This is a genomic window from Kribbella sp. NBC_00889 (assembly GCF_045207705.1).
Lineage (GTDB): Bacteria > Actinomycetota > Actinomycetes > Propionibacteriales > Kribbellaceae > Kribbella.
Genome location: NZ_CP108783.1, coordinates 3433591 through 3458390, shown reverse-complemented (window position 1 = coordinate 3458390; position 24800 = coordinate 3433591). Strand labels below are relative to the sequence as shown.

Sequence of the window (24800 nt, the reverse complement as noted above, 5' to 3'; positions counted from 1 at the left end):
CGGTAGCGAGTCGGCCGATCAGGCGTCGCGGTGGGACAGGATCCGCGAGCCGAGGGCGAGACCGAGGACGGCCCACGCGATCAGGAGAACCGCGCTCAGGGTTGGGGAGAGTGGGTCGGTTGTGCCGGTCAGGTAGTTCTGGCCGGCGCCGCCCGGGAGCAGGGCCGCGATCCACACGAGTGCGCGGATCGAGCTCTGGCCGAGCATGAGCGGGACGACCATGAGCAGGAGGAAGGCCACGGTCAGTGTTCCCGCCGTACTGCGGACGACCCAGGCGATTCCGGCTGCGAACAGCCCGGCTGTCGTCGCGTAGAAGGCGACCGACAGCAGGTCGACCGCCAGTGCGCTCGCGCTCCAGTCGGCCCACGAGCCCGCGGCCAGGCCGCCGGCGAGAGCTGCGGCGCCGGCGAGCACCAGGCCGTAGACGAACAGGACCGGTGCGAGCACGATCGCCTTCGCGAGTACGACGTTCCGCCGTACTGGAGTCCACTGCAGGGTCGAGCGGATGCTGCCGGTCGCGTACTCGGAGGTGACGGTCAGCAGGGCGAAGGCGGCGACCACCACCTGCACGATCATGATCACCGAAGCGCCGAACTCACCGACGGCCTCCGTCTGCGCGACCTGCCCCGGCTCCAGATGGGTGCTGGTGTAGGCGAGGTTGAAGCCGAACTGCAGGCCGAGCAGCGTGGTCAGCACGAGTGCTGCCGCGAGGTTCAGCCAGCTCGACCGGACTGTCCACAGCTTGGTCCACTCCGAACGCACCGCGTCCGGGAGACCGGTCCCCAGGGTGACAACCGCCGTACTCACCGCTCACCTGCTTCCACGAGTTCAGCTTCGGGCTCGACGTGAGCCCGCTTCTTCTTGTTCAGTCGGTGCCGGACGACCTCCACGATCAGCGTGACCGCGAGCGCCAGCCCGATGCCGAGGATCACGCCCTTCAGCGGGTTGTCCTCGAAAGCTTTTCCGCCGATGTAACCGACCAGGGTGCAGTACACGCCCCAGCTGACGGCCGCGATGGCGGCGAAGGACGAGAACTTGCGCAGCGGGTACCGCACCGATCCCATCGTCAACGTGACCGCGGTGCGCCCACCCGGCACGTACCGAGCGACCACGAGTACGAGTCCGCCGCGCTCTGCCAGTGCCCGTCGAGCCCACAGCACGGCCGCGTGCCGTTTGGTCCCGGGCTTCATCCGATCGAGCAGCCGGCCGCCGGCGCCGCGGCCCAGCGCGTAGGACACGTGGTCGCCGACGAACGCACCGACGGCGGCGGCCGCGATCACGGCGTACAGGTTGGGTTCACCGTTGGCAGCCACGAACACGCCCGCGGTGACCACGAGCGTCTCGCTGGGGATGGCCGGGAAGAACCCGTCCAGGGCAGCGAAGCCCCACAGCGCCAGGTAGATCCACCACGAGGACATCAACTCCTCGGCGAAATGCAGGATCGCGGAGCTCACGACGCCACCGCGACGCCGTACTGGACGCTGTCCGCGGTGAGCTCCATGTACGCCTCCTCCAGCGAGGCCCGCTGTGTCTGCAACTCGTGCAGCCGCACGCCGAGCTCGTACGCCAGATCTCCGACCCGCTCCGCCGGTACGCCGGTCACGATCAACTGGCCGTCCGCGGACTCCACCCGCTCCGCCTCCGCGACGAGCCGATCCCGCAGTACGGCGAGGTGCGCCCGATCGGGGACGCGGACGGCGACCGTGGTGCGCGACGACCGCGCGATCACGTCCGCGACCGGAGCGTCTGCGATCAGCCGGCCGCGCCCGATCACGACGAGCTGGTCGGCAGTCAGCTGCATCTCGCTCATCAGGTGGCTGGAGACGAACACCGTCCGGCCCTCCGCCGCGAGCGAGCGCATCAGCCCGCGGACCCAGCGGACGCCGTCCGGGTCGAGGCCGTTCACCGGCTCGTCGAACATCAGCACCTCGGGGTCGCCGAGCAGCGCACCGGCGATGCCGAGGCGCTGTCCCATGCCGAGCGAGAACTGTCCGGCCCGCTTGCCGGTGACGGAATCCAGGCCCACGACGGACAGGACCTCGTCCACCCGGCTGACCGGGAGACCGTTGCTCCGGGCCATCGCGATCAGGTGGTTGCGCGCGGACCGCCGCGGGTGCAGCGCCTTGGCGTCGAGCAGTGCGCCGACCTTGGTGAGCGGTACCGGCCAGTCGGCGTACGGGCGGCCGTCGACCAGGGCAGTGCCCTCGGTCGGTGCGTCGAGGCCGAGGATCATCCGCATCGTGGTCGACTTGCCGGCGCCGTTCGGGCCGAGGAAGCCGGTCACCCGGCCGGGGAAGACGGTCAGGTCGAGCGAGTCCACCGCGCGGGTGTCGCCGTACCTCTTGGTGAGTCCTTCGAGCGTGATCACGCTGGGGGCCCTTCTGGAACGGATTGGTGACTCGAACCTAGGAATCCGGGCACCCCTGGCACATCGGACGATGGGCGTCGGCGACCCCCTACTTTCGTCAGGTGGCCGGACCTGTGGATACGCCGTCGGGCCGTGGGTCGCGACTCGATACCATCTGTGGCGTGACCAGCATCTCGGCCGGTCGGCAAACTCGAGGAGTGAACGTGTCGGAAGTCAAGGTCCATCTGATCGGCGTCGAGGGCGAGGCTGAGCGGAGTGTGACCGAGACGACGACGATCGGGGAGCTGTTCGCCGCAATCTTCGGCCAGGACCGCTCCGCCATCGCCGCCCGCGTCAACGGTGAGCTCCGGGACCTGTCCCGGGTGGTCGCCGACGGCGACGAGATCGAGCCGGTGAAGGCGTCGTCGGAGGACGGCCGGGCGATCATCCGGCACTCGACCGCGCACGTGCTCGCCCAGGCGGTGCAGGACCTGTTCCCGGAGGCGAAGCTGGGCATCGGCCCGCCGGTCGAGAACGGCTTCTACTACGACTTCGACGTGCCCACCCCGTTCACCCCGGACGACCTGGGCAAGCTCGAGAAGAAGATGCAGCAGATCATCAAGGAGCGGCAGCGGTTCAGCCGCCGGGTGGTCTCCGACGACGACGCGCGGACCGAGCTCGCGACCGAGCCGTACAAGCTCGAGCTGATCGGCATCAAGGGCTCGGCGGCGGACGCGGCCGAGGGCGCGAGTGTCGAGGTCGGCGGCGGCGAGCTGACCATCTACGACAACGTCCGGCGGGACGACTCCGTCGCCTGGAAGGACCTGTGCCGCGGCCCGCACGTGCCCGCGACCGGCTACCTGGGCAACTTCAAGCTGATGCGGACCGCCGCGGCGTACTGGCGGGGGAGCGAGAAGAACCCGCAGCTCCAGCGCATCTACGGGACGGCGTGGGAGTCGCGCGACGAGCTGAAGGCGTACCTGAACCGGCTGGAGGAGGCCGCCAAGCGCGACCACCGCAAGCTCGGCAGCGAGCTCGACCTGTTCAGCTTCCCCGACGAGATCGGTTCGGGGCTCGCGGTGTTCCACCCCAAGGGCGGCGTACTGCGCAAGGTGATGGAGGACTACTCCCGCCAGCGCCACGTCGAGGACGGCTACGAGTTCGTCTACTCCCCGCACATCACCAAGGCGCAGCTGTTCGAGACCTCGGGCCACCTGGACTGGTACGCCGACGGCATGTATCCGCCCATGCACCTGGACGAGGAGCGGGGCGCAGACGGGCAGATCCGCAAACAGGGCCAGGACTACTACCTGAAGCCGATGAACTGCCCGATGCACAACCTGATCTACGGCGCCCGCGGCCGGTCCTACCGGGAGCTGCCGCTGCGGTTGTTCGAGTTCGGCACGGTCTACCGGCTGGAGAAGTCCGGCGTCGTGCACGGCATGACCCGGGCCCGCGGCTTCACCCAGGACGACGCGCACATCTACTGCACCCGCGAGCAGATGCGCGACGAGCTGCGCAAGCTGCTGACCTTCGTGCTCGGCCTGCTCGCCGACTACGGCCTGGACGACTTCTACCTGGAGCTCTCGACCAAGAACCCGGACAAGTTCGTCGGCTCCGACGAGGTCTGGGAGGAGGCGACCGAGACGCTGCGGGAGGTTGCCGAGGGCTCCGGTCTCGAGCTGGTCCCCGATCCGGGCGGCGCCGCGTTCTACGGCCCGAAGATCTCGGTCCAGACCAAGGACGCGATCGGCCGGACCTGGCAGATGTCCACGATCCAGCTGGACTTCAACCTGCCGGAGCGGTTCGAGCTGGAGTACACCGCGCCGGACGGTTCCCGGCAGCGGCCGGTGATGATCCACCGTGCGCTGTTCGGCTCGATCGAGCGGTTCGTCGCGGTGCTGACCGAGCACTACGCCGGCGCGTTCCCGCCCTGGCTGGCCCCGGTCCAGGTGGTCGGCATCCCGGTCACCGACGGCCACGTGGACTACCTGTACGACGTCGCCGCGCAGCTGAAGGTGCAGGGGATCCGGATCGAGGTCGACTCGTCCGACGACCGGATGCAGAAGAAGATCCGCAACGCCCAGAAGTCCAAGGTGCCGTACATGCTGATCGCCGGCGACGACGACATGGCCGCCGGGTCGGTGTCGTTCCGGTACCGCGACGGCACGCAGAAGAACGGCGTACCGATCGCCGACGCGGTGAGCGAGATCGTGGAGGCCGTCCAGAAGCGCGTCCAAGTATGACGGATTCCCCCGACCAACCGTCCGCCGGCGATCAAGGCGGCGTACCGGAGTCGCCGTACGCGCCGGATGAGGTGGTTGTGCAGGACGGGGTCGGGGTGCCGGATCCGTTCATGCGGTTGTGGACGCCGCACCGGATGGCCTACATCGAGGGGGAGAACAAGCCGACCAGTGGTGCGGCCGGGTCGGGTTGCCCGTTCTGCCGGTTGCCGGGGCTGCCGGACGCCGACGCGCTGATCGTGCACCGGGGCGTGGCGGCGTACGCGGTGCTGAACCTGTACCCGTACAACCCTGGCCATCTGATGGTGGTGCCGTACCGGCATGTCGCGGACTACACGGAGTTGACCGACGCGGAGGTCAGGGACGTCTCGGAGCTGACCCGGCAGGCGATGCAGGCGGTCCGGACGGTGTCGGGCGCGCACGGCTTCAACATCGGCATGAACCAAGGCGAGATCGCCGGCGCCGGGATTGCCGCCCACCTGCACCAGCACGTGGTGCCGCGCTGGGCAGGCGACACCAACTTCATGCCGGCGATCGCCCACACCAAGGTGCTGCCGCAACTCCTGTCCGAAACCAGAGCCCTGCTCGCCAAGTCCTGGCCGTAGGCGGGTCAGCGCAGGAAGAGGGGCATCATCGGGTCGACGATGCCTTGGAGGGTGGTGAGGGGGACCACGCGGGGTGGGTTCGTCAGGCCGGTGACGCGGACGACGCGGCGGCCGAGACGGAAGACGAGTTCGCCCTTGTCCGGCAGGTAGTAGCCGGGCTGGCCGACCGGCGCGAGCTGCGGTGGTGGCGTCCGCTCCGCCTCCGGGATCGTCGGCTGGTCGAACGCCTCGACGATCGACACCGTCGCGTCGTACGTCCCCCAGATGCACGTCAACGCACCACGCACCCGATAGTCCCGCCGCAGCTGCACCTGCGCCCCGGCGAACTCCTCGGCCTGCGAGTTCGACAGCTGGCACGCGGCATCGGTCTGCCGAGCGTTCCGCAGCGACGTCGGTACGGCGTCCCGTGTCGCCAGCGCGATCGCCACCGCCTTGGCCCGGTCGATGCCGTCCGCGGTACTGCGATCGATGCCGCCCGCCGGCGTGATGCGGACCGCCCGGTCGCCGACCGTGAACACCATCCGGGACTCGGTGATCAGGGCGCTCGGTCCGAGTTCGGTCAGAGGCTCGACCTTGCCGGCGCCGGTGAGCAGCCGGTTGAGCGAGTCGGGCTGCCGGGGGAGCGCGGTGACACCGATCGTGACGACCCGATCCTCGAGAAGCAGCGTGCACAGGTCCATAGCCGGCAGGCCGCCATCGTTCCAGGCGTTCGGTTTCGCGGTGACGGGCACGTGCAGCTGGGTGGTCAGCGTTCTGGTGATCGCCGTACACACCTGTGGTCCCGGTGCCCCCGCCGTACCGTCCAGGCCCTCGGCCTGCGGGGGAGCGATGACGGTGGGGACGACGGCGGGAGGCTGCGTCGGCACGGTGAGCGGACGGGAGCCGTCGGCCTTGCGTGCGACCGAGCAGCCGGAGGTCAGCAGCGCCAGAGCCAGTGCACCAGCCAGTGCACTCGCCAGCGCGCCGCGGCTGAGCCGCGGTGTCCTCCGTCGCGTCCTCACCCCGTCAGCATCGCGCGAAATCAGGTCTGTCGCAGGCGGAACGCCGTGGCTTGTCACCGGATGGTGATCCGGCTGGACTACGATCGGCCCGCCATGCTTAACAGATTCCGGCAGTTCTGGACCAAGGTGATCACGCCGATCGCCAAACTTCTGCTCAGGCTCGGCGTGACCGCTGACATGGTCACGCTCGTGGGCACGATCGGCGTGTGCGCGGGCGCGCTGATCTTCTTCCCGCGCGGCCAGCTGTGGCTGGGCGTCGTGATCATCACCTGCTTCGTGTTCTCGGACCTGATCGACGGCTTCATGGCCCGCACGTCGGGCACGTCGTCGAAGTGGGGGTCGTACCTCGACTCCACGCTGGACCGCATCGGCGACGGCGCGATCTACGGCGGCCTGGTGATGTACTACGCCAACTCACGCGCCGGCGACTCGACCCTGATGGCCGCGGTCACGCTGTGGGCGCTGGTGATGGGTGCGGTGACGTCGTACGCGCGGGCCAAGGCCGAGAGCCTCGGTCTGAAGGCGAGCGGTGGTCTGGCCGAGCGCGCCGACCGGCTCGTGTTCACCCTGGTCATCGCGTTCTTCTCCGACGTGTTCGACCTGCCGATCCTGCTGAAGATCGTGATCTGGGCGGTCGCTCTCGCCAGCACCATCACAGTGGTCCAGCGGTCACTGTCGGTCCGCAAGCAGGTCCTCGCCGATCCCGCCAACGCCGGCCTCGACACCCCGCCGCCCGCCACGACAGAGCCCCAGGCCACGACCGAGCCCACTGTCGCCACCGAGCCCCCGGCCGAACCGGATCCGAAGAACTGAGGCATGGACGGCCTCCGTCAGCGGGCTGCCGATCTCGCGTTCGCCCTCGCCTGGGCGCTGGTCCGACGGCTGCCTGAGAAGACAGTCACCTGGTTGTTCCGCCACGCCGCGGATCACGTCGTACGCCGGAACGGTCGCGGCGTACGACGCTTGCGCGGAAACCTGGCAGTGGTCCGCCCGGATGCCACACCGGCGGAGCTGGATGCGCTCACGCTGGCCGGAATGCGCTCGTATCTGCGCTACTGGCAGGAGGCGTTCCGGCTGCCCGAGTGGTCGGACCAGGAGGTCGTCGGCCGGGTCCGTACGGTCAACGAGAAGCTGCTCCGCGACGCTCACGCGGCTGGCCGGGGCGTGATCTGCGCGCTGCCGCACCTGGCGAACTACGATCACGCCGGCGCCTGGGCAGGTCTGACCGGTATGCCGGTGTCGACGGTGGCCGAGCGGCTGAAGCCGGAGTCCCTGTTCGACCGCTTCATCGAGTACCGCAAGAAGCTCGGCATGGAGGTTCTCCCGCTGACCGGCAGTGACCACGATGTCGTCGGGATCCTGGTCGAGCGGCTGCAGGCGGGCGGGTTCGTCTGCCTCGTGGCCGACCGGGACCTGTCCGAGCGCGGCGTACCGGTGACGTTCTTCGGTCGTCCCTCGCGGATGCCGGCCGGTCCGGCCGCGCTGAGCCTGCGGACGGGAGCTCCGCTCATCCCGGCGACACTGCACTACGACGGGCCTCGGCTCGTGATCACGTTCCACGACGCCATCGAGCCCGAGGGCGGCACCGCCGGGATGACCCAGCGCTGCGCCGACGCCTTCGCCGCCGGGATCGCCGCGCACCCCCAGGACTGGCACATGCTGCAGAGGATTTTCCTGGAAGAGTGAGAATCGTTCCGTGAGGATCGGTGTGGTCTGCCCGTACTCGCTGGGCACGCCCGGCGGGGTGCAGAACCATGTCCGCGACCTCGCCGAGGCCTTGCTCGGCGTCGGCCACGAGGTGTCCGTCCTTGCGCCGGTCGACGACTCCGACGCGGTCCCGCCGTACGTCGTCTCGTCCGGGCGCGCGGTCGGGGTCCCGTACAACGGCTCGGTCGCGCGGGTCACGTTCGGCCCACGGACGGCGGCGCGGGTGAAGAGCTGGCTCGCCGAAGGCCGGTTCGACGTGGTCCACGTGCACGAGCCGACGACTCCGAGTGCGTCGATCATCGCGCTTTGGTCGGCCGACGGCCCGTTCGTCTCGACGTTCCACACCTGGCAGGTCCGGTCCCGCGCGATGAGTGCCGCCGCCAGTCTGCTCCGGCCCGCGCTGGAGAAGATCGACGCCCGGATCGCGGTCTCGGAGAACGCGCGTTCGATGATGGTCCAGCACATCGGCGGCGAGGCGGTCGTGATCCCGAACGGTCTCTACACCGCGCGTTTCAAGGGGAGTCCCCGCGCGGAGTGGATGGGCGACGACGGCACGATCAGCTTCCTCGGCCGCCTCGACGAACCCCGCAAGGGCCTGGGCGTCCTGGTGAAGGCCGTCCCCGCATTGATCGCGGAGCGGCCGGGGCTGAAGATCCTGTTGGCCGGGTCTGGTCAGGCGGACGAGGCGCGGCGCGCTGTCCCCGGGCGGTTCCGCGACAACATCCTCTTCCTGGGCGAGATCGACGACGACGCCCGCGCTGACATGCTGGCCGGCTCGGACGTCTATGTCGCGCCGCATCTGGGCGGCGAGAGCTTCGGCATCGTCCTGCTCGAGGCGATGGCGGCAGGTGCTCCCGTCCTGGCCAGCGATCTGGCCGCCTTCCGGCAGGTCCTCGACGGTGGCCGCCTGGGCGAGCTGTTCGAGCCGGGTAGCGCCGACGAGCTCGCTCAGCGTGCACTCAGACTCCTGGGTAGTCCCGACGACCGCGAGAAGCTTCGCTCCGCCGGACTGGGCGCCGTACCTCGGTACGACTGGTCGGTCCTGCTGCCAGAGCTCCTGTCGGTCTACGAGCTCGTCGCCCGCCGGACGTGATCGTCGCGATGACCCGCGGCGAGCCGCACGATCGGCCCGACGCCGTCATCGACTCCGACCCGGACACGTTGGCGCGGGTCCTCGTCGAGGAGGGACGCCTCACCACCACCGGCGACACCGAGGCTGCTGACCGCCTGTTCGACGCCGTCCGGCCCTGATCAGGACCGACCGGAGCGGAAGGCGTTGAGGAGTGCGCTGCGGGCGTCGCCTGGCAAGCCCTCGCCCGGCAGGTCGTTCAGGGTCTGCGACGTCTGACGGATCTGGTCGAGGTAGCGCTCACACCCGTCGCACAGGGCCAGGTGGTCGACGAAGTCCTGCTCCGCCTCGGGACTCAGGGTCCCTTCGAGGAACGCCGTCACGCGCTCGACGAACTCACGGCACTCGAGGTCGCTCATGACCCGTCACCTTCCCGCTGGTAGAACTCTTCCAGTCTGCCGCGCAGGAACGCCCGTGCGCGGTGCAGGAGCACCCGTTGGTTCGCCGCCGTGATTCCGAGCAGCTCGCACACCTCGTCGTACGGGCAGCCCTCGATGTCCCGCAGTACGACGACCAGGCGCTGGCGCTCCGGGAGTTCGGCCAGAGCCTCGGTCAGGTAGGCGCGGACCTCGGCGGTGAGCAACCCTTGCTCCGGCGACGGCCAGGCCGGCGGGTAGTCCCACCAGTGGCCAGGGAACGGATCGCCCGCCGGGCGGAACCGGCTCGGGTCCACGGTCGGCCCCTGGTCGTCGATGCTGCTCATCGGCACGACCTTGTGCTCGCGGGTGCCGCGGCGCTTCGCGGTGTTGGTGAGGATCCGGTAGACCCAGGTCTTCAGCGAGGACCGGCCCTCGAACCCGCCGATGCCCTCGATCACCGCGAGCCAGGTCTCCTGCACGACCTCGGCGGCCGACTCCTCGGTCGACACGAACGAGCGCGCCACCCGCCGCATCCCACCGGACCAGCCGTCCAGGAGCAGCGCGAACACGTCCTCGTCGCCGGTCCGCAACCGCTCGAGGAGTACGTCGTCAGACGGCAGCCCAGCCATCATCGGCTCAGCGTACGGCGACCGCATGCCGCTGCACCCAGACGAGCGCGGCACCGGCGAGCGCGACCGCGCCGGTGATCATCCAGCCCGACACGTAGACGCCGGCGTGCTTGCTCACGGCACCGAAGATCAGCGCGAACGGCGTGAACAGCAACCACGAGACGGCGCTGATCCCGGACGCCACCCCGGTCCGGATCGTCGACGGCACCGCGTCGTGCATCAGTTGACTGAGGTGGATGCCGATCACTACGAGCAGCAGCGTCAGCGCGACCATGGCGGCTGTCAATGCGGCCAGGCTGCGGCTGGTCGTCATGGTCACGCAGGCAGCCAGCATAGTGAGTACGACGATCGCCACGGGCAGCGGTCGCTCGAGATGCAGCAGACTCGCGAGGAGTCCACCGACCCCGATCATCCCGACCAGCAGTGCCCAGAACGGTCCGTAGTACCCGGCCTCTGCCTTGAGCGTGACCAGCCAGAGCGGACCGAACTCGTACATCGCCTGCAAGATCATCGCCGACATGATGGTGGCTGCCGCGATCGGCACCAACCGCCCACGGTCGGTGATCGCGCGGTACGTGACCACGAGGTGATCCCGGAGCGAGGTCCGTTCGGCCGTCCGATGCAGCCGGGGCTCGCAGAACCGGCTCAGCGCGACCAGGTAGAGCGCTGCGAACGGCAGCGTGAGGAAGTACGTCGCCCGCGGCGAAAGCGCGGCTGCGATCCATCCGCCCGCCAACGCACTTCCCACCAGGGCGACGCTCTCGACGAAGCGGACCCAGCCGATCCGCCGCTCGTACTCCGCACCGTCACCGGTCTCCTCGACGACCACGTCGTACACAACGGCCTCGACGGTCCCGGAGTACATCGCGAAGTAGATCCCCAGGATCAGCGCCGCCACGATGTAGGTGACGACGTTCTGGCTGATCGCGCCGATGAACACGCTCAGCAGGAGAGCGACACCAGCCACCATCAGCACGCCCCGCCGCGACCAGCGGTCCGCGAGTACGCCGGACAGCACCTCCATCACCGGCACGAGCGCGGCGTACGCGGCCGCCATCACTCCGATCGTGGCCGCATCGAACCCGATCCCGCTCATGAACAGCTTCTCGACCGGCACCCAGAACCCCACGCCCTGCAGGAAGGTGGCCACCCACAGGGGCAGCAGCCGTCTTCGCAGCAGCGCGCTCTTGGGCTCGACGCACGGCGTGGGAGGAGCGGTGGCGATGGCTTGCGTCATGACGACTCCCAGGGCTGAGGTGTTCGGTCAGCCCTGCAGTGTCGTGAGGGTGCGGCAGCGTTACACCAGCTTCGCGGCCGTGGCTTGGATCTGGTCCATGTCGCCCGGGGTCGGGTGCCAGGGGAGCTGGAGCGGGTCGTCCTGGTACCGCGGGATGACGTGAAGGTGGGTGTGGAAGACCGACTGCAAGGCGGCCTCGCCGATGCAGCTGAGCAGGTTGGCGCCGTCGGCGTCCAGGCGATCGATCATCCGGCTGACCAGCGACTGCGCGAGCAAAGTCGCCGCGGTGAGGTCCTCGGCGCCCGCCTCGCGCAGATCGGTCGAGTGCGCCCGCGGAATCACCAACAGATGCCCGGCCGTCGCCGGGTTGATGTCCATGAACGCGATCGCCCGCTCGGTCTCTGCGACCCGTGTCGCCGGAATGCTCCCAGCGACGATCCCGCAGAACAGACAGTTCGTCTCACTCATCGCCCCAGGCTAATGCCCGCCAGAGCAGTACACTGCGCGTGCCCAGATCGATGGCCCATCGAGGAGCCTCATGCCGGACGAACTGTTGCGCCCGACCATCGGCGCCGGTGTGGACATGTCGGTGCGCCCGTGGCGGCTGATGTCGCAGACGTACGTCGCGTTCTTCGGCGGGGTGATCGCCTCGACGGTGATCGCGTTCCTGAACGCCCGCAGGCTCGGCGTCGACGCGGCCAAGCAGCGCCTGATCCTGGGCGTCGGCGCGATCGGCCTGGCTGTGGTGATCGCGGCCTTCGCCGTCCTGAACACCGACGGTGATCTCGGCTCCGGCCTGCGGGTCGGGATCCGGGTCGTCGCCGTGGTCTGCTGCCTGATCCAGCTCCGGATCCAGCGACCGATGGACCGCGCGTTCCAGCTCCGCGGCACGGACTACGGCTCACTGTGGGGCACGGGCTTCGGAGTGACCATCGCCGGCGCGGTCGCCGAAGCCCTGATCCTGTTCCTTGTGACGGTGGCCCTGTGAGCGAACCGACCGAGGCCCGCCTGCAGATGGCCGGCCACTGGCTGCAGATCGGCCACCCGGAGCGCACCCTCGACGAGCTCCAGGGCCTGTGGGGCGACGCCGCGGTCGACTTCCGTGCGTACCTGTTCCGCGGTGCCGCCCTGCACGCGCTGGACCGCAATGCCGAGGCGATCGACGTACTGAAGGACGGCCTGGCTCAGCACGGCCCGTTCCTCCCGATGCTGCAGATGCTGGGCTCCGCGCTGCGGTCCGAAGGACGTCTCCCCGAGGCCGAGGCCGCGTTCCTGCAAGGTCTCAGCCTGGATCCGAACGATCCCGATCTCCTGATCGGCTACGCCCGGGTGTGTCTGACCGCCGGCCAGGCGCAGAAGGCGAGCGCCCTGGTCGAGCGCGCCGCGTCGTATGCGCCGGAGAGCGCTGCCGTCTCGGCCGCCCGCGCTCAGGTCGCCTTCGCTCTCGGCAACGACCGCGACATGCACCTCCACAGCACGGAGGCTCTCTCGCACGACCCGGAGGACCCCGGCGCCCGCGCCCTGCACGGTACGTCGTCGATGCTCACGGGCGACTCGCGATCCGGCTACAACTCGCTCGCCTCCGCCGCCGCGTCCCAGCCCGGCGACCCCGACCTCCGAGCCGCCGCACGCGAGGCGAAGCTCATGAACCATCCTCTGATGCTGCCGCTGCGTCCGTTCCAGCGCTTCAACCCGCTGGTCGTCTGGATCGGCGCGGTCGCGATCATCTACGGCCTGCGCATGGTCGGGCTGGCCCCGCTCTCGTTCGCCTTCGCGATGGTCTGGCTGGCGTTCTGCGTGTACTCCTGGGTGGCGCCGCCGCTGGTCCGCCGCTGGATCAACAGAAAATGGGGCTCATGACGAACGATCGGATCGCCGCTCTGCGCAAGGCGGTCGACACCAGCCCGGACGACGTACTGCTGCGGCTGGTCCTGGCCGAGTCGCTGGTGAGTGCCGGCGACACCGATGAGGCCCTGGACCAGTACGTCGTACTGCTCGACCAGCAGGGGTTGCCGGAGGACCAGTTCGTGCCGGTCGGTGAACTGGCCGCGGCCAACGGGCGGCTCGCGCTGCTGCGGAGCCTGCTCGAGGCGGCTCGTCAGCAGGGCGTGGTCGAGGGGACCGGTCGCCTGCAGCAGCTCGTCGACGACATGATCGCCGAGCGCAGCGGCGTCAAGATCAAGGTCGGTCCCGAGGCGGACGCGCCGTTCGAGCTGGACGCCCCGAAAGAGACCACGACCTTCGACCAGGTCGGCGGGATGGAGGACATCAAGCGGGTCATCCACCGGATGGTGATCCTGCCGCTCAGCCGCCCGGAGCTGTACGAGAAGTACGGCCGGAAATCCGGCGGCGGTGTCATGCTCTACGGTCCGCCCGGCTGCGGGAAGACCCTGCTGGCCCGGGCGACAGCGGGGGAGTGCGGTCTGCCGTTCATCAACGTCCGGATCGAGGACGTGATGGACCCGTATCTCGGTGTCTCCGAGCGCAACCTGCACGCCGCCTTCGAGCGTGCCCGGGCGAATGCGCCGTGCGTGTTGTTCCTCGACGAACTCGACGCGCTGGCGTTCGCGCGCCACAAGCACGGTGGTTCGGAGGCGCGGCGGCTGGTCGACGTACTGCTGCAGGAGCTCGATGCGATCGGCTCCGAGAACGACGGTCTGCTCGTTCTGGCCGCGACCAACGCGCCGTGGGACGTGGACGAGGCGATGCTGCGCCCGGGACGGTTCGACCGCGTCATCTTCGTCCCGCCGCCGGACGAGCCCGCTCGCGCCGACATCCTGTCCGTGCTGGTGCAGGACGTACCGGCGGACGGACTGGACCTGAAGGCGCTCGCTGGGCAGACACCGATGTTCAGCGGAGCGGACCTGCGCGCCCTGATCGAGCGTGGCGTCGACCAGGTGATCGACGAGGCGCTGTCGAGTGGCGGCGAGCCGCCGCTGGCCATGCACCATCTCACCGACGTGCTGCCCGCGGTCAAGCCGTCGACGCTCGACTGGTTGCACCGCGTCCGGTCGTACATCGAGTTCGCCAACCAGAGCGAGCGGTACGACGACGTCGCGTCGTACCTGAAGTCGCGGGATGTCCGGCGCCGCCTCAGCTGACGGCGGCACCGGACAGTGATCCGTCAGGCAGATGACTTCATCTTCGCCGCGGCGCCCTCCGGCATGGCCTCGTAGCGGGAGAACTCCCGGCTGAACGACGCAGCACCGTGGGACAGCGAGCGGAGGTCGATCGCGTACCGAGTGATCTCGACCTGCGGCACCTCGGCCTTCACCACGGTCCGGTCGTCGCCGACCTTGTCGGTCCCCAGCAGCCGTCCGCGCCGCCCGGACAGGTCGCTCATCACCGCGCCGACCAGATCGTCCGGCACCAGCACCGAGACGAGATCCACTGGCTCGAGCAGACTGACCTTGGTCGCGGCCGCGGCCTCACGCAGGGCGAGCCCACCGGCCATCTGGAACGCCATGTCCGACGAGTCGACGCTGTGGGCCTTGCCGTCGAGCAGCGTGACCCGGATGCCTACCATCGGATACCCGGCGGAGACACCCCGCTCCATCTGCGCCCGGACGCCCTTCTCGACGCTCGGGATGAACTGCCGCGGCACCGCGCCGCCGACCACCTTGTCGACGAACTCGAAGTCCGAGCCCTGCGGCAGTGGCTCGACCTCGATGTCGCAGACGGCGTACTGGCCGTGGCCGCCGGACTGCTTGACATGCCGGCCGTGGCCCTTCGCCTTCCCACCGAACGTCTCCCGCAGCGGAACCCGCAACTCCACGGTGTCCACGGTCACGCCGTACCGGTTGGCCAGGGCGTCGAGTACGACGTCGGAGTGGGCCTCGCCCATGCACCACAGCACGATCTGGTGCGTCTCCGGGTTCTGCTCGATCCGCAGGGTCGGATCCTCGGCCGCCAGCCTCTGCAGGCCGACGCTCAGCTTGTCCTCGTCGGTCTTGGCGTGGGCCTGGACCGCGATCGGCAGCAGCGGTTCCGGCATGTTCCACGGCTTCAGCAGCAGCGGATCGGACTTGTCGGACAGTGTGTCACCGGTCTCGGCCCGGGTGAGCCGGCCGATCGCGCACAGATCACCGGCGACCACCTGAGCCGCCGGACGCTGCACCTTGCCGAGCGGGAACGACAGGGTGCCGATCCGCTCGTCCTCGTCGTGGTCGGCGTGCGAGTTCTGGGCACCGAAAAACGACGTGAAATGGCCCGACACGTGAACCGTCGCGTCGGGCCTGATGGTGCCGGAGAACACCCGGACCAGGCTGACCCTGCCGACATACGGGTCCGACGTCGTCTTCACCACCTCTGCGAGCAGCGGACCGCCCGGATCGCAGGTCAGGCCCGCGCGCGCCACACCGTGCGGCGAGAACACCTCGGGCAGGGCGTGCACGAGCGGCGACGGGAAACCGCTGGTCGCGACCTCGAGCAGCTCGTGGGTGCCGACGCCGGACGCGCTGCAGACCGGGATGACCGGGAAGAACGACCCACGCTCGACGGCGCGCTCGAGGTCGTCGATGAGCACCTTCTGGTCGATGTCCTCGCCTTCGAGGTAGCGGTCCATCAGCGACTCGTCCTCGGACTCCTCGATGATCCCCTCGATCAGCGTGCCGCGCAGTTCCTCGATCTGGTCGTCGTACGACGAGTCGGGCGTGGACGTCGACCGCTTGCCGCCGGAGTAGTCGTAGTACGTCTGGGAGAGCAGCCCGATCAGCCCGTCACCAGCGGGCAGGTAGAGCGGCAGCACCTTGTCGCCGAACGCCGCCTGTGCGGCCGCCAGCGCGCTGTGGTAGTTCGCCCGGGCGTGGTCGAGCTTGGTGATGACCACGGCTCGCGGCATCCCGACGTGGGCGCACTCCTGCCAGACCGTCTTGGTCGGCTCGTCGACGCCCTCGCTCGCCGAGATCACGAACAGCGCACAGTCCGCGGCCCGCAGGCCGGCCCGCAGCTCACCGATGAAGTCGGCGTACCCGGGCGTGTCGATCAGGTTCACCTTGGCGCCGTCGTGCGGCAGCGACGCGAGCGACAGGCCCACCGAACGCTGCTGCCTGATCTCGGCGTCGTCGAAGTCGCACACCGTGGATCCGTCCAGGACGGTACCGGGTCTGTTCAGGACTCCGGAGGCCACCAGCAGGGCCTCGACGAGGGTGGTCTTGCCGGACCCGGACGGGCCGACCAGCACCACGTTGCGGATGGCGTCCGGACTGTCCACAGCGGGCGCGGCTCCGGTGCCTTGGGAAGTGTTCGTCTTGTCTGCCATGACGTTCCTCCTGGTTCACCCACGATTCCCCCAACGGCCCCTTCGCACAAGAGCCATCACGTGCCGGATTCGCTGAGCCGTCAGCCGCCCAGTCGGGCCGCCGCGCCTCGGCGGACCCTCACGCTCGGTAGGGTCGCGGCCATGCGTAGGGCACTCGGGGTCATCATCAGCACGCTCGTCGCCGGTCTGGCAGTCGTCGGTTTCGCACTGCCCGCGGCGGCGGCGACGGGTGACGAGATCAAGAACTTCACGATCGACTACAACGTCACTGCCGACGGCGTGCTGCACGTGAAGGAGACGATCGCCTACAGCTTCGGCGACACCGGCCGGCACGGCATCTTCCGGGACTTGGTGACCCGCGAGCCGTATGTCGACGACGACTCGAAGGACCAGGAGTACGAGGTCTCGAACATCACCGTCGACAGCCCGTCCGGCGCGTCCGACGAGTTCACCACGGAGACGTTCAAGTACAACGACGACCGCGACGAGAGTCTGCGGATCAAGATCGGCTCCGCGAACGAGACCATCTCCGGGTACGACGCGACGTACGTGATCACGTACGACGTACGCGGGGCGCTCCGGCACTTCGACGACCACAGCGAGCTGTACTGGGATGCGACCGGCGACGGCTGGGACGCGGTGCTCGACCAGGTCGATGTCAGCGTCAGCGTGCCTGAAGGTGTGCAGAAGACGCAGTGCTTCCAGGGACCGTACGGCTCGACCGACGAATGTACGAGCAGCGTCAGTGGTGACAAGGGCATCTTCAGCGCCAGCCGTCTGGCCCGCAGCGACCAGATGACGATCGTCGCCGGCATCAAGGCCGGAGTTGTCAGCAACGACGCTCCGATCCTGGTCGACGCGCCCAGCTGGATGGAACGCAACGGCGTGAGCCTGCCGGCACTGATCGGCTCGGGCGTCGTCACCCTCGCCGCGATCGCCGGCGCGTGGCTGTACTCGCAGCGGGGCAACAAGGACCAGCGGTACGCCGGAATGCCACCCGGCACGTTCCCGCCGGACGGTGTCGCTGCCGAGCCGGTGAAGGACGACCTGGCCGAGGACCAGATCCCGGTCGCGTTCGCGCCGCCGAGGATCCCGGTGGCCGAAGGTGGTCTGCTGATCGATGCGAAGGCGACCACGACCGAGACGGCCGCGACGCTGATCGACATGGCGGTGCGCGGCGGCGTACGGGTCGAGAACACCGGCAACGATCAGAAGGCGGTGCTGCTGAACCCGGCGGTCGCGACCGCGCCACACGAGCAGGCTCTGATGTCCGGACTGTTCCCGACGCTGGAGCCGGGGTCGGAGGTTCTGCTGCGCCGTGGTGCGGTGGGGGACCACACGATGCGGCGGGCGCACGACGCGATGATCGCGGCGCTGCGGGCCCAGGTGAAGGAGCGTGCGTGGTACCTGCGGATGCCACGCGCCGGCGGCGGCTCGGTGTTCAAGAGCGGTACCGGGTGCGCGTGCATGGCGATGATCGGGTTCTGGGTGGTCGGTGCCGGCCTGGCAGGCACCGCCACCGCAGCGTTCACCGGCGGCCTCGGTCGTGCGGTGGTGATCGCGGTCCCGGTGATCGCGGTGATCGTTGCCGTCGGCCTCTGGATCGCGATACGCGGGCGTGGGCAGCGCAATCCGGCCGGGCGGGCGGTCACGGATCAGCTGATCGGGTTCCGGAAGTACCTGGCAACGGCGGAGGCGGAGCAGCTCCGCTTCGAGGAGGGTGAGGACATCTTCTCGAAGTACCTGCCCTGGGCGATCGCGTTCGACCTCGCCGACCGCTGGCAGAAGGTCTGCGAGCGGTTGGTCGCCGCGGGCCGGCTGACGCCTGACCCGTACTGGTACAGCGGACCGTCGTACTACACCTCCGGCTGGACGGCCGGCGCGGTCAGCTCGACCGTCGCGCAGACGTTCGATCCGCCTCCCGCTCCGGCCAGCAGTGGGGGAGGCGGCGGTAGCTCGTCCGGCTTCAGCGGCGGTTCGTCCGGAGGCGGTGGTGGCGGTGGAGGCGGCGGTAGCTGGTAGTAGTGGCGGCTCTTACGCTCGGTAGTGTCGCAGGCGTGCGTCGGGCACTCGGGGTCCTGTTCAGCCTGCTCGTCGCGGCTCTGGCGTTGGCCGTGCAAGGCTCGGCACACAACCAACTCTGGCCGGGGCGGCGAGGACCTCAGGCAACCGTGCCGGCCGCATGGGCCACCCGATCAGCCAAGAGACAACTGAGAAGTACTAAACCCGACCGCCGGCCGCAGTCGGAGCGGTGGGGTCGTCGGCGGCGGCTCCGGAGATCTCGCGGGCCAGAAAGTCTTCGAGGTGGAAGAGGTTGTCCCCGGCCCGCTTCGCGACATTGACGAGGGTGGTCATCGCGGCGACCTCCTCGACCTGCTCCTTCAGGAACCACTGCATGAATTGCTCGCCGATGTAGTTGCTCTCGTCCCGAGCGGCCCGCGCCAGCGTCTCGATCTGCTTGGTGACGGTGATCTCCTGCTGCAGCGCGAGCTCCAGCGGCTCCAGCGCCGTCTTGAAGTCGCTCTCCACCTCACCGACACCGGGGATGTGCGGCCGGATGTCCTTGTCCAGCAGGTATTGCACCATCATCATCGCGTGGTTGCGCTCTTCGAGTGCCTGCTTGTAGAAGTGCCCGGCCAGCTGCGGCAGATCCTGATCGTCGTACCAGACAGCGACTGCCGTGTACTGCTGTGACGCCGTGAATTCGTTACGGATCTGTTCCTGCAAAAGTTTCTCGTACGTGCTCATCCCGTCAATCTACTGATCAGATCCGGCGAGCACACGATTGGTGAGCCTGACCTAAGGGCGTGTCCGCCCGAGCTCGACCACCTCGGCACCCCCACCAGGCAGGCTGATCCGCACCGTCGTACCGTCCACCGCGACATCGATGCCCTCGGCAAGCGCTTCCGGCCGCAGCGCGTCCCGCGTCAGCAGTACGGCGCTCACCAGCACGAGCGGATCCCCGTTGTGCGGAGCGGTGAGGTACGGCGTCGCCGAGTGCACACCGAACGGGTTCGCACCGAGACCCCGGTGCACGCCGGCTTCGTCGTACCCGTGCAGACCGACCACCGCGGAGAGCAGCCCGTCGAGAGTGCGGGCCGACGCCGAGCGGTCCCCAGCGGTTGCCTCAGGCAAGGATGCCCCGGCGACCGCGAACCCGCCGCTGCGCACCAACGTCCCGGCCGGCCCTTCGACCAGCGCACACCGGATCTCCCAGCCGCCGTGCACGACCGACGCCGTCTCGATCCGCCACGGTCCGTCCGATCCAAGCCACGCCTTGTGCCACGACGACGCCGTACGTCCGCTGACCGCGATCCGCCGGATCCGCCCGCGCGCGCTCGACCGGCCGTCCGCGTCGACGAGCGCGATCAGGTTGTCGACTCCCGGCGCGTGGTCGGACAACTCCGGCCCGGCGTGGTTCGCGTATGCCAGCCGGTTGTAGTGCGCATCGCCCTCCGGCTCCACACCTTCCGGCTCCGCCTTCGGCGCGTGATCGGCACCGTGGTTCACCAACTGCACGATCTGGTCATGCCGGCTCGCATGCACGATCCACCCTGGCGCCGGCATCGCCCGCACCTGGTCCGCGTCGTCCAGTGGGATCGAGTCCTCCGGGTCTGTCCACACCGGGTGCTCCGGTGGCAGCAGCAGCCCGATGAATCCCTTCGACGCCCAGTACGGCGAGCCAGGCCCGGAGTACTGCTGTGTCGTCGGCAGGAACGTGTCGTACCACCCCAGCGTCAGCAGCCCACGCTCGTCCGGCACACCGTGCTGCACGAAGTGCCGCGCGATCCCGGAGCACAGCCGCCGCGTCTGCCCGGGCGACAGGGGAGTGGAGTCCAGCAGCGCGCCCATCCAGTACGGCGTCGCCGCGGCCATCCGGTACGTGAGAGAGCGGCCCTGGTACACCGGCGCGCCGTCGTTGCCGACCAGATGCACCGCGTCCTCCAGGAACAGACCGATCCGCTCCCGATAGACCTTCAGCCGGTCCTCGTACGCCGCACCCGGCGTCGCAGCAGCCATCCGCGTCCACAGACCCGGGTAGAGGTGCATGGCCCAGCCGATGTAGTTGTCGAAGTTCTGCCCGTCGCCATCGGAGTACCAGCCGTCACCGACGTACCAGTCCTCGATCCGGTCCAGCCCGCCGTCGATGTCTTCCTGCGAGTACGGCGCTCCGACCGACGCGAGGAACTGCTCACTCACGACCTGGAACAGCCGCCAGTTGTTGTCGTGCGTCGTGGACCCGATGAACCCGCCGAGCCACTCGGCCACGTGCTCCTGCGCGCGGGTGTCGAGCCGGTCCCAGATCCACTCCCGCGTCTCGTGCAGGGCCACCGCGATCGCCGCGGCCTCCACCATCTGCTGCGAGCGCGGGGTGAGCCGCAGCCACGACTCCGGGTGGTCCGGGTTCGCACCGTTCGCGACACCGCGGGCGTACCGCTCGATGAGCGCCTCGCACCCCTCACCCCGCACTCCACCGATCCGGAACGCGGCCAGCATGAACGACCGCGCGAAACCTTCCAACTGGTCGGACGCTGTACCCGACCGGCTGGGCCGACCAGGCAGCGCGATCAGCGACGCACCGGGGGAGAAGTACGGCACCAGCGACTCCAACAGATGGTCCGCAAGCGCCTCCCAGTGCGCACGCACCCACCCGGTCTGACGAGAAAGAACACGATCAGTGTCAGGCAGAACAAGGCGGCTCATGCGAGTCTCCCGATCTCGGAAGCGTTGATGGCGTGCTGCAGGGGTTCGCCGGCGGCGAGGCGTTCGAGTTCGCTGACGGCGAGTTCACCGAGCCGGGCGATTTCGTTGCCGACCGCACCGGCTACGTGGGGCGTGACGAAGACGTTCGGTAGGTCGAGCAGTGGCGAGTCCGGCGGCAGCGGCTCGGGGTCGGTCACGTCGAGGACCGCGTCGATCCGGCCGGAGACACACTCACGCTCCAGCGCCTCGGAGTCGATGATCTTGCCGCGGGCGGTGTTGATCAGGACCGAGCCGTCCCGCAGCAGACCGAGCAGGCGCGCGTCCACCAGCCCAACCGTCTCCGGGATGAGCGGCGCGTGCAGGCTGAGGATGTCGCTGCGGCTGAAGAGGGTGTCGTTGTCGACCAGTTCGGCGCCGAGCCCCGCGGCCTCGGCCTCGTTCAGGTACGGGTCGCTGATCAGTACGTTCAGGTCGAAGGTGCGGAGTCGCTCGGCCACCATCCGGGCGATCCGCGAGGCGCCCAGCAGGCCGACCGTCGTACCGTAGCTGCCCGGCATCGCGTGCGGGTCCGACTTGCGCCGCTCCAGCCGGTACTGCGCCGCCAGCCGGAACGCCCGCTTGCCGGCCAGCACGATCGCGGCCACGGTGAACTCCGCGACCGGCAGCGCGTTGGCGGTGGCCGCCGACGAGACCTGGATCCCGCGGTCGAACGCGGACGGGTCGACCATCGCCTTCACGGAACCGGCCGCGTGCAGGATCGCCCGCAGCTTCGGCGCCGCGTCGAGCACCTCGGGACCGATCCGCGGGCAGCCCCACCCAGTCAGCAGTACGTCGACGTCGGCCAGCGCGGCGTTGATCGCGGGGTCGGCGAGGAAGCTGGTCCCGGGACCGACCGGCAGCACGGTCGCGGCCGCTTCCAGGCGCTTGCGGACCCGCGGGACGAGCACGCGATCCCGACTGGCGTCGTTCATCGCCAGCATGACGGTCAGGGCGGAGTCAGGTTCGGTGCGCACGACAGCAACCTAGCAAGCGCTTTCCAACACTGTCTCCCCGGTGCCGAATCTTGGAAGAAGCTGAAAGATCGCGAGCACCGGAATGTGGGCCCGAGGTCGGGCGTTGTGAGGTGGAGAGGGCAGGATAGAAGGGCCTACCCGCCCTGTTGGCCAGATGTGAAGGAGAACGACGATGCTGCGACCGGACGACCTCTACGAGATCGTCGACGAGTCGGTGGCGACCGGCCCGGCGGCGACGCCGAAGGTTCTGGTGCACTCGCTGGACGGGTTCATGGACGCGGGTCAGGCAGGCCGGGTCACGGCCGACCACCTGCTCGAGGTGCTGGACCACCGGCTGCTCGCGCGGTTCGACATCGACCTCCTGCACGACTACCGGGCCCGGCGACCTGAGGTGACGTTCGCCGAGGACCGGTTCATCGACTACACGCCGCCGCGGCTGAGCCTGCACCTGCTGAAGGACGACGCGGGGGTCGAGTTCCTGCTGCTCGAGGGCCCCGAGCCGGACAACCACTGGGACCGGTTCGCCGGCGCGGTCCGGCAGCTGATCGAGCGCTACAACGTGACGCTCACGGTCGGCGTACACGGCATCCCGATGGGCGTGCCGCACACCCGTCCGCTCGGCCTGACCGCGCACGCGACGCGGCCCGAGCTGGTCACCCGCTCGAACATCTGGGACGGCGAGATGCGCCTTCCGGCGAGCGCCGGCACGATGCTGCAGGTGCGGCTCGGCGAGGCCGGCAAGGACGCGATGGGTTTCGCGGTCCACGTGCCGCACTACCTGGCCGAGAACCGCTTCCCGGGCGCCGCGCTGGCGCTGGTGCACGCGGTCTCCGCCGCGACCGGCCTGCTGCTCCCTAGCAAGGCTCTGCTCGACGAGGCCGCCGTCACCGGCCGGCTGGTCGATGAGCAGGTCGAGGCCTCTGAGGACGCGTCCGCGGTCGTGAACGCGCTCGAAACGCAGTACGACGCCGCTGCCGGCTCGGTCAGCCGTGGCAGCCTCCTGGCCGGCTCCACGCCGTCCGCGGAGGAGCTCGGCGCCGAGGTCGAGCAGTTCCTCGCCGAGCTCAACCGCAACGACGAGGACTGACTACCTCCCCGCGCCGGCGGTGCGTACATGATCCGGGGACCTCGGACAGGAAATAACCTGTCCGAGGCCCCCGGTTCTTGTCCGCGTGACCGGTTCCACAGCGGGTTTGGGGCCGGGGCCTGTCAGGATGAGGCATGCCTGAGTCGCTGGAGGATCTGGTCGAGCTGCTCGACCTGGAGATGATCGAGGTCGACCTGTTCCGCGGCCGTCAGCCGGAGACCTCCTTGCAACGCGTGTTCGGCGGCCAGGTGCTCGGTCAGGCGCTCGCAGCGGCGAGCCGGACGGTCGATCCCGAGCGGGTGGTGCACTCGTTGCACGGCTACTTCCTGCGTGCCGGGGACACCGCCGTACCGATCATCTACCGGCCGGAGCCGACGCGGGACGGCGGAACGTTCAGCAGCCGGCGGGTGGTCGCGTCGCAGCACGGCAAGCCGATCTTCTACATGTCCGCGTCGTTCCAGCGGCCGGAGCCGGGGCTCGACCATCAGGACCCGATGCCCGAGGATCTGGTCCCGCCGGAGGAGGCGCCGCGGCTGGCGACTGTCCTCGAAGCACGCTCGGGCCGCAAGGCCGCCGACTGGGACAAGGAGTGGGCGGCGCTCGACGTACGCCTGGCCGGCCTCAGCGGTCGTCAGTTCTGGATCCGTGCCGCAGGCAAGCTTCCCGACGATCGCGCCCTGCATGCGTGCGTCCTGGCCTACGCCAGCGACCTGACCCTCCTCGGCGCCAGCCTCCTGCCCCACGGCATCATCATCGGCGACCGCCGGATCCAGCCGGCGTCTCTCGACCACGCTCTGTGGTTCCACCGGGAGTTCCGCGCCGACGACTGGCTCCTGTACGACCAGGCATCCCCGTCCGCGTCCAATGCCCGGGGGTTCGCCACCGGCCGCCTCTACACCGAGTCGGGCCAGCTGGCCGCCTCGGTCGCCCAGGAAGGCCTCATCCGTCCCGTCGGCCTGGACCTCAGCGAGTAGTACGTCTCCACGCCTGTCGAGTGATCTGTCTCACGCGCCGTCACAACGATCGACGACGCGGTGTCTTGTGGCCGAACCCCGAGACAAGGCAAGGAGAGATCGTGAACCTCGTTCTGTGGATCGCTGCCGGACTGCTGGCAGCAGTCGCGCTGACCGGCGGCATCAGCAAGACGTTCGTCCCCAAGGAGAAGCTGGCTGCGCACAACGGTGGGGAGTGGACCGGGCACTCGGGTGCCGGCTTCGTGAAGAGCCTCGGGATCCTCGAGCTCCTGGCCGCGGTCGGCCTGATCCTGCCCGCCGTCGTCGACATCGCACCGGTGATGGTGCCGGTGACGGCGGTCTGCTGGGTGGCGCTGATGATCGGTGCGATGATCACCCACGGTCGGCTTGATCAGTACAAGTTCGTCATGCTGAACTCGGTCTACCTCGTGCTGGCGGCCTTCATCGCGCTCGGTCGCTTCAGCCTCGAGCCCTTCACCGGCTGACGCCGGGCCGGCCACGAACA

General features: G+C 69.2%; 25 protein-coding genes. 13 read left to right on the top strand and 12 right to left on the bottom strand.

Features of this window, described 5'->3' with window-relative positions:
* Nucleotides 1-18: 18 nt before the first annotated feature.
* Genes OG817_RS16815 through OG817_RS16805 form a run of 3 tightly spaced genes read right to left on the bottom strand, consistent with a single transcriptional unit; the run spans nucleotide 19 to nucleotide 2368 of the window.
* Complete coding sequence (locus OG817_RS16815; RefSeq protein ID WP_406055724.1) at nucleotides 19-807, bottom strand: ABC transporter permease; 789 nt, start codon at nucleotides 805-807, stop codon at nucleotides 19-21.
* The gene (locus OG817_RS16810; RefSeq protein WP_406055722.1) at nucleotides 804-1454 is read right to left on the bottom strand and encodes a DedA family protein; all 651 of its coding nucleotides are present in this window, start codon (nucleotides 1452-1454) and stop codon (nucleotides 804-806) included. Before OG817_RS16810 ends, OG817_RS16815 begins: the two co-directional genes overlap by 4 nt.
* Nucleotides 1451-2368: an ATP-binding cassette domain-containing protein gene (locus OG817_RS16805; RefSeq protein ID WP_406055720.1), complete on the bottom strand. Its 918-nt coding sequence runs from the start codon at nucleotides 2366-2368 to the stop codon at nucleotides 1451-1453. The genes OG817_RS16810 and OG817_RS16805 overlap by 4 nt, the downstream gene beginning before the upstream one ends.
* 203 nt (nucleotides 2369-2571) lie before the next feature.
* Here OG817_RS16805 and thrS point away from each other — a divergent pair, with 203 nt between their 5' ends.
* Complete coding sequence (thrS, locus tag OG817_RS16800; protein ID WP_406055718.1) at nucleotides 2572-4593, top strand: threonine--tRNA ligase; 2022 nt, start codon at nucleotides 2572-2574, stop codon at nucleotides 4591-4593.
* Nucleotides 4590-5195, top strand: a complete 606-nt coding sequence (locus OG817_RS16795) for an HIT family protein (protein ID WP_406055716.1) — start codon at nucleotides 4590-4592, stop codon at nucleotides 5193-5195. The genes thrS and OG817_RS16795 overlap by 4 nt, the downstream gene beginning before the upstream one ends.
* Before the next feature lie 5 nt (nucleotides 5196-5200).
* Here OG817_RS16795 and OG817_RS16790 read toward each other — a convergent pair whose 3' ends face one another.
* A complete protein-coding gene (locus tag OG817_RS16790; RefSeq protein WP_406055714.1) occupies nucleotides 5201-6196 on the bottom strand; it encodes a hypothetical protein in 996 nt (331 codons plus the stop codon).
* A 93-nt stretch (nucleotides 6197-6289) separates the two neighbouring features.
* On the opposite strand from OG817_RS16790, the gene pgsA reads away from it, so the two are divergent.
* Genes pgsA through OG817_RS16770 form a run of 4 tightly spaced genes read left to right on the top strand, consistent with a single transcriptional unit; the run spans nucleotide 6290 to nucleotide 9154 of the window.
* Complete coding sequence (pgsA, locus tag OG817_RS16785) at nucleotides 6290-7009, top strand: phosphatidylinositol phosphate synthase (protein ID WP_406055712.1); 720 nt, start codon at nucleotides 6290-6292, stop codon at nucleotides 7007-7009.
* Nucleotides 7010-7012: 3 nt separating this feature from the next.
* Nucleotides 7013-7882 carry a phosphatidylinositol mannoside acyltransferase gene (locus OG817_RS16780; RefSeq protein ID WP_396390149.1) on the top strand — a complete coding sequence of 290 codons (870 nt, stop codon included), beginning with the start codon at nucleotides 7013-7015 and terminating at the stop codon, nucleotides 7880-7882.
* A gap of 10 nt (nucleotides 7883-7892) precedes the next feature.
* A complete protein-coding gene (locus OG817_RS16775; protein WP_406055710.1) occupies nucleotides 7893-8996 on the top strand; it encodes a glycosyltransferase family 4 protein in 1104 nt (367 codons plus the stop codon).
* A gap of 8 nt (nucleotides 8997-9004) precedes the next feature.
* Nucleotides 9005-9154, top strand: a complete 150-nt coding sequence (locus OG817_RS16770) for a hypothetical protein (protein ID WP_406055709.1) — start codon at nucleotides 9005-9007, stop codon at nucleotides 9152-9154.
* On the opposite strand, the gene OG817_RS16765 is transcribed toward OG817_RS16770, so the two are convergent.
* Genes OG817_RS16765 through OG817_RS16750 form a run of 4 tightly spaced genes read right to left on the bottom strand, consistent with a single transcriptional unit; the run spans nucleotide 9155 to nucleotide 11725 of the window.
* Entirely contained in the window at nucleotides 9155-9391 is a 237-nt protein-coding gene (locus OG817_RS16765) for an anti-sigma factor family protein (RefSeq protein ID WP_396390151.1), read from the bottom strand.
* A complete protein-coding gene (locus OG817_RS16760; protein ID WP_406055707.1) occupies nucleotides 9388-10023 on the bottom strand; it encodes an RNA polymerase sigma factor in 636 nt (211 codons plus the stop codon). Before OG817_RS16760 ends, OG817_RS16765 begins: the two co-directional genes overlap by 4 nt.
* A 4-nt stretch (nucleotides 10024-10027) precedes the next feature.
* Nucleotides 10028-11257, bottom strand: a complete 1230-nt coding sequence (locus OG817_RS16755; protein WP_406055705.1) for an MFS transporter — start codon at nucleotides 11255-11257, stop codon at nucleotides 10028-10030.
* Nucleotides 11258-11317: 60 nt separating this feature from the next.
* On the bottom strand, nucleotides 11318-11725 hold the full coding sequence (locus OG817_RS16750) for an HIT family protein (RefSeq protein ID WP_406055703.1): 408 nt from the start codon (nucleotides 11723-11725) through the stop codon (nucleotides 11318-11320).
* Between the two features lie 70 nt (nucleotides 11726-11795).
* On the opposite strand from OG817_RS16750, the gene OG817_RS16745 reads away from it, so the two are divergent.
* Genes OG817_RS16745 through OG817_RS16735 form a run of 3 tightly spaced genes read left to right on the top strand, consistent with a single transcriptional unit; the run spans nucleotide 11796 to nucleotide 14358 of the window.
* Complete coding sequence (locus OG817_RS16745) at nucleotides 11796-12245, top strand: hypothetical protein (RefSeq protein WP_360457579.1); 450 nt, start codon at nucleotides 11796-11798, stop codon at nucleotides 12243-12245.
* A complete protein-coding gene (locus tag OG817_RS16740; protein ID WP_406055701.1) occupies nucleotides 12242-13117 on the top strand; it encodes a tetratricopeptide repeat protein in 876 nt (291 codons plus the stop codon). Before OG817_RS16745 ends, OG817_RS16740 begins: the two co-directional genes overlap by 4 nt.
* Nucleotides 13114-14358 (top strand): AAA family ATPase, encoded by a 1245-nt coding sequence (locus OG817_RS16735; protein ID WP_406055699.1) that lies wholly within the window; start codon nucleotides 13114-13116, stop codon nucleotides 14356-14358. The genes OG817_RS16740 and OG817_RS16735 overlap by 4 nt, the downstream gene beginning before the upstream one ends.
* Before the next feature lie 23 nt (nucleotides 14359-14381).
* Here OG817_RS16735 and OG817_RS16730 read toward each other — a convergent pair whose 3' ends face one another.
* Complete coding sequence (locus tag OG817_RS16730; RefSeq protein ID WP_406055697.1) at nucleotides 14382-16517, bottom strand: elongation factor G-like protein EF-G2; 2136 nt, start codon at nucleotides 16515-16517, stop codon at nucleotides 14382-14384.
* Between the two features lie 141 nt (nucleotides 16518-16658).
* On the opposite strand from OG817_RS16730, the gene OG817_RS16725 reads away from it, so the two are divergent.
* On the top strand, nucleotides 16659-18539 hold the full coding sequence (locus tag OG817_RS16725) for a DUF2207 domain-containing protein (RefSeq protein ID WP_406055695.1): 1881 nt from the start codon (nucleotides 16659-16661) through the stop codon (nucleotides 18537-18539).
* Nucleotides 18540-18737: 198 nt separating this feature from the next.
* Here the strand turns inward: OG817_RS16725 and OG817_RS16720 are convergent, their stop codons facing one another.
* The 3 genes from OG817_RS16720 to OG817_RS16710 are packed head-to-tail and all read right to left on the bottom strand — an operon-like array spanning nucleotide 18738 to nucleotide 22234.
* The gene (locus OG817_RS16720; protein WP_406055693.1) at nucleotides 18738-19265 is read right to left on the bottom strand and encodes a ferritin; all 528 of its coding nucleotides are present in this window, start codon (nucleotides 19263-19265) and stop codon (nucleotides 18738-18740) included.
* A gap of 51 nt (nucleotides 19266-19316) precedes the next feature.
* Nucleotides 19317-21164 (bottom strand): DUF2264 domain-containing protein, encoded by a 1848-nt coding sequence (locus OG817_RS16715; RefSeq protein ID WP_406055691.1) that lies wholly within the window; start codon nucleotides 21162-21164, stop codon nucleotides 19317-19319.
* A gap of 53 nt (nucleotides 21165-21217) precedes the next feature.
* Nucleotides 21218-22234 (bottom strand): hydroxyacid dehydrogenase, encoded by a 1017-nt coding sequence (locus OG817_RS16710; RefSeq protein ID WP_406055689.1) that lies wholly within the window; start codon nucleotides 22232-22234, stop codon nucleotides 21218-21220.
* A 172-nt stretch (nucleotides 22235-22406) separates the two neighbouring features.
* Here OG817_RS16710 and OG817_RS16705 point away from each other — a divergent pair, with 172 nt between their 5' ends.
* From OG817_RS16705 to OG817_RS16695, 3 genes are all read left to right on the top strand, one after another.
* The gene (locus OG817_RS16705) at nucleotides 22407-23321 is read left to right on the top strand and encodes a proteasome assembly chaperone family protein (protein ID WP_406055687.1); all 915 of its coding nucleotides are present in this window, start codon (nucleotides 22407-22409) and stop codon (nucleotides 23319-23321) included.
* Between the two features lie 134 nt (nucleotides 23322-23455).
* Complete coding sequence (locus OG817_RS16700; RefSeq protein WP_396390168.1) at nucleotides 23456-24295, top strand: acyl-CoA thioesterase; 840 nt, start codon at nucleotides 23456-23458, stop codon at nucleotides 24293-24295.
* Nucleotides 24296-24396: 101 nt separating this feature from the next.
* On the top strand, nucleotides 24397-24780 hold the full coding sequence (locus tag OG817_RS16695) for a DoxX family protein (RefSeq protein ID WP_406055685.1): 384 nt from the start codon (nucleotides 24397-24399) through the stop codon (nucleotides 24778-24780).
* Nucleotides 24781-24800 lie beyond the last annotated feature (20 nt).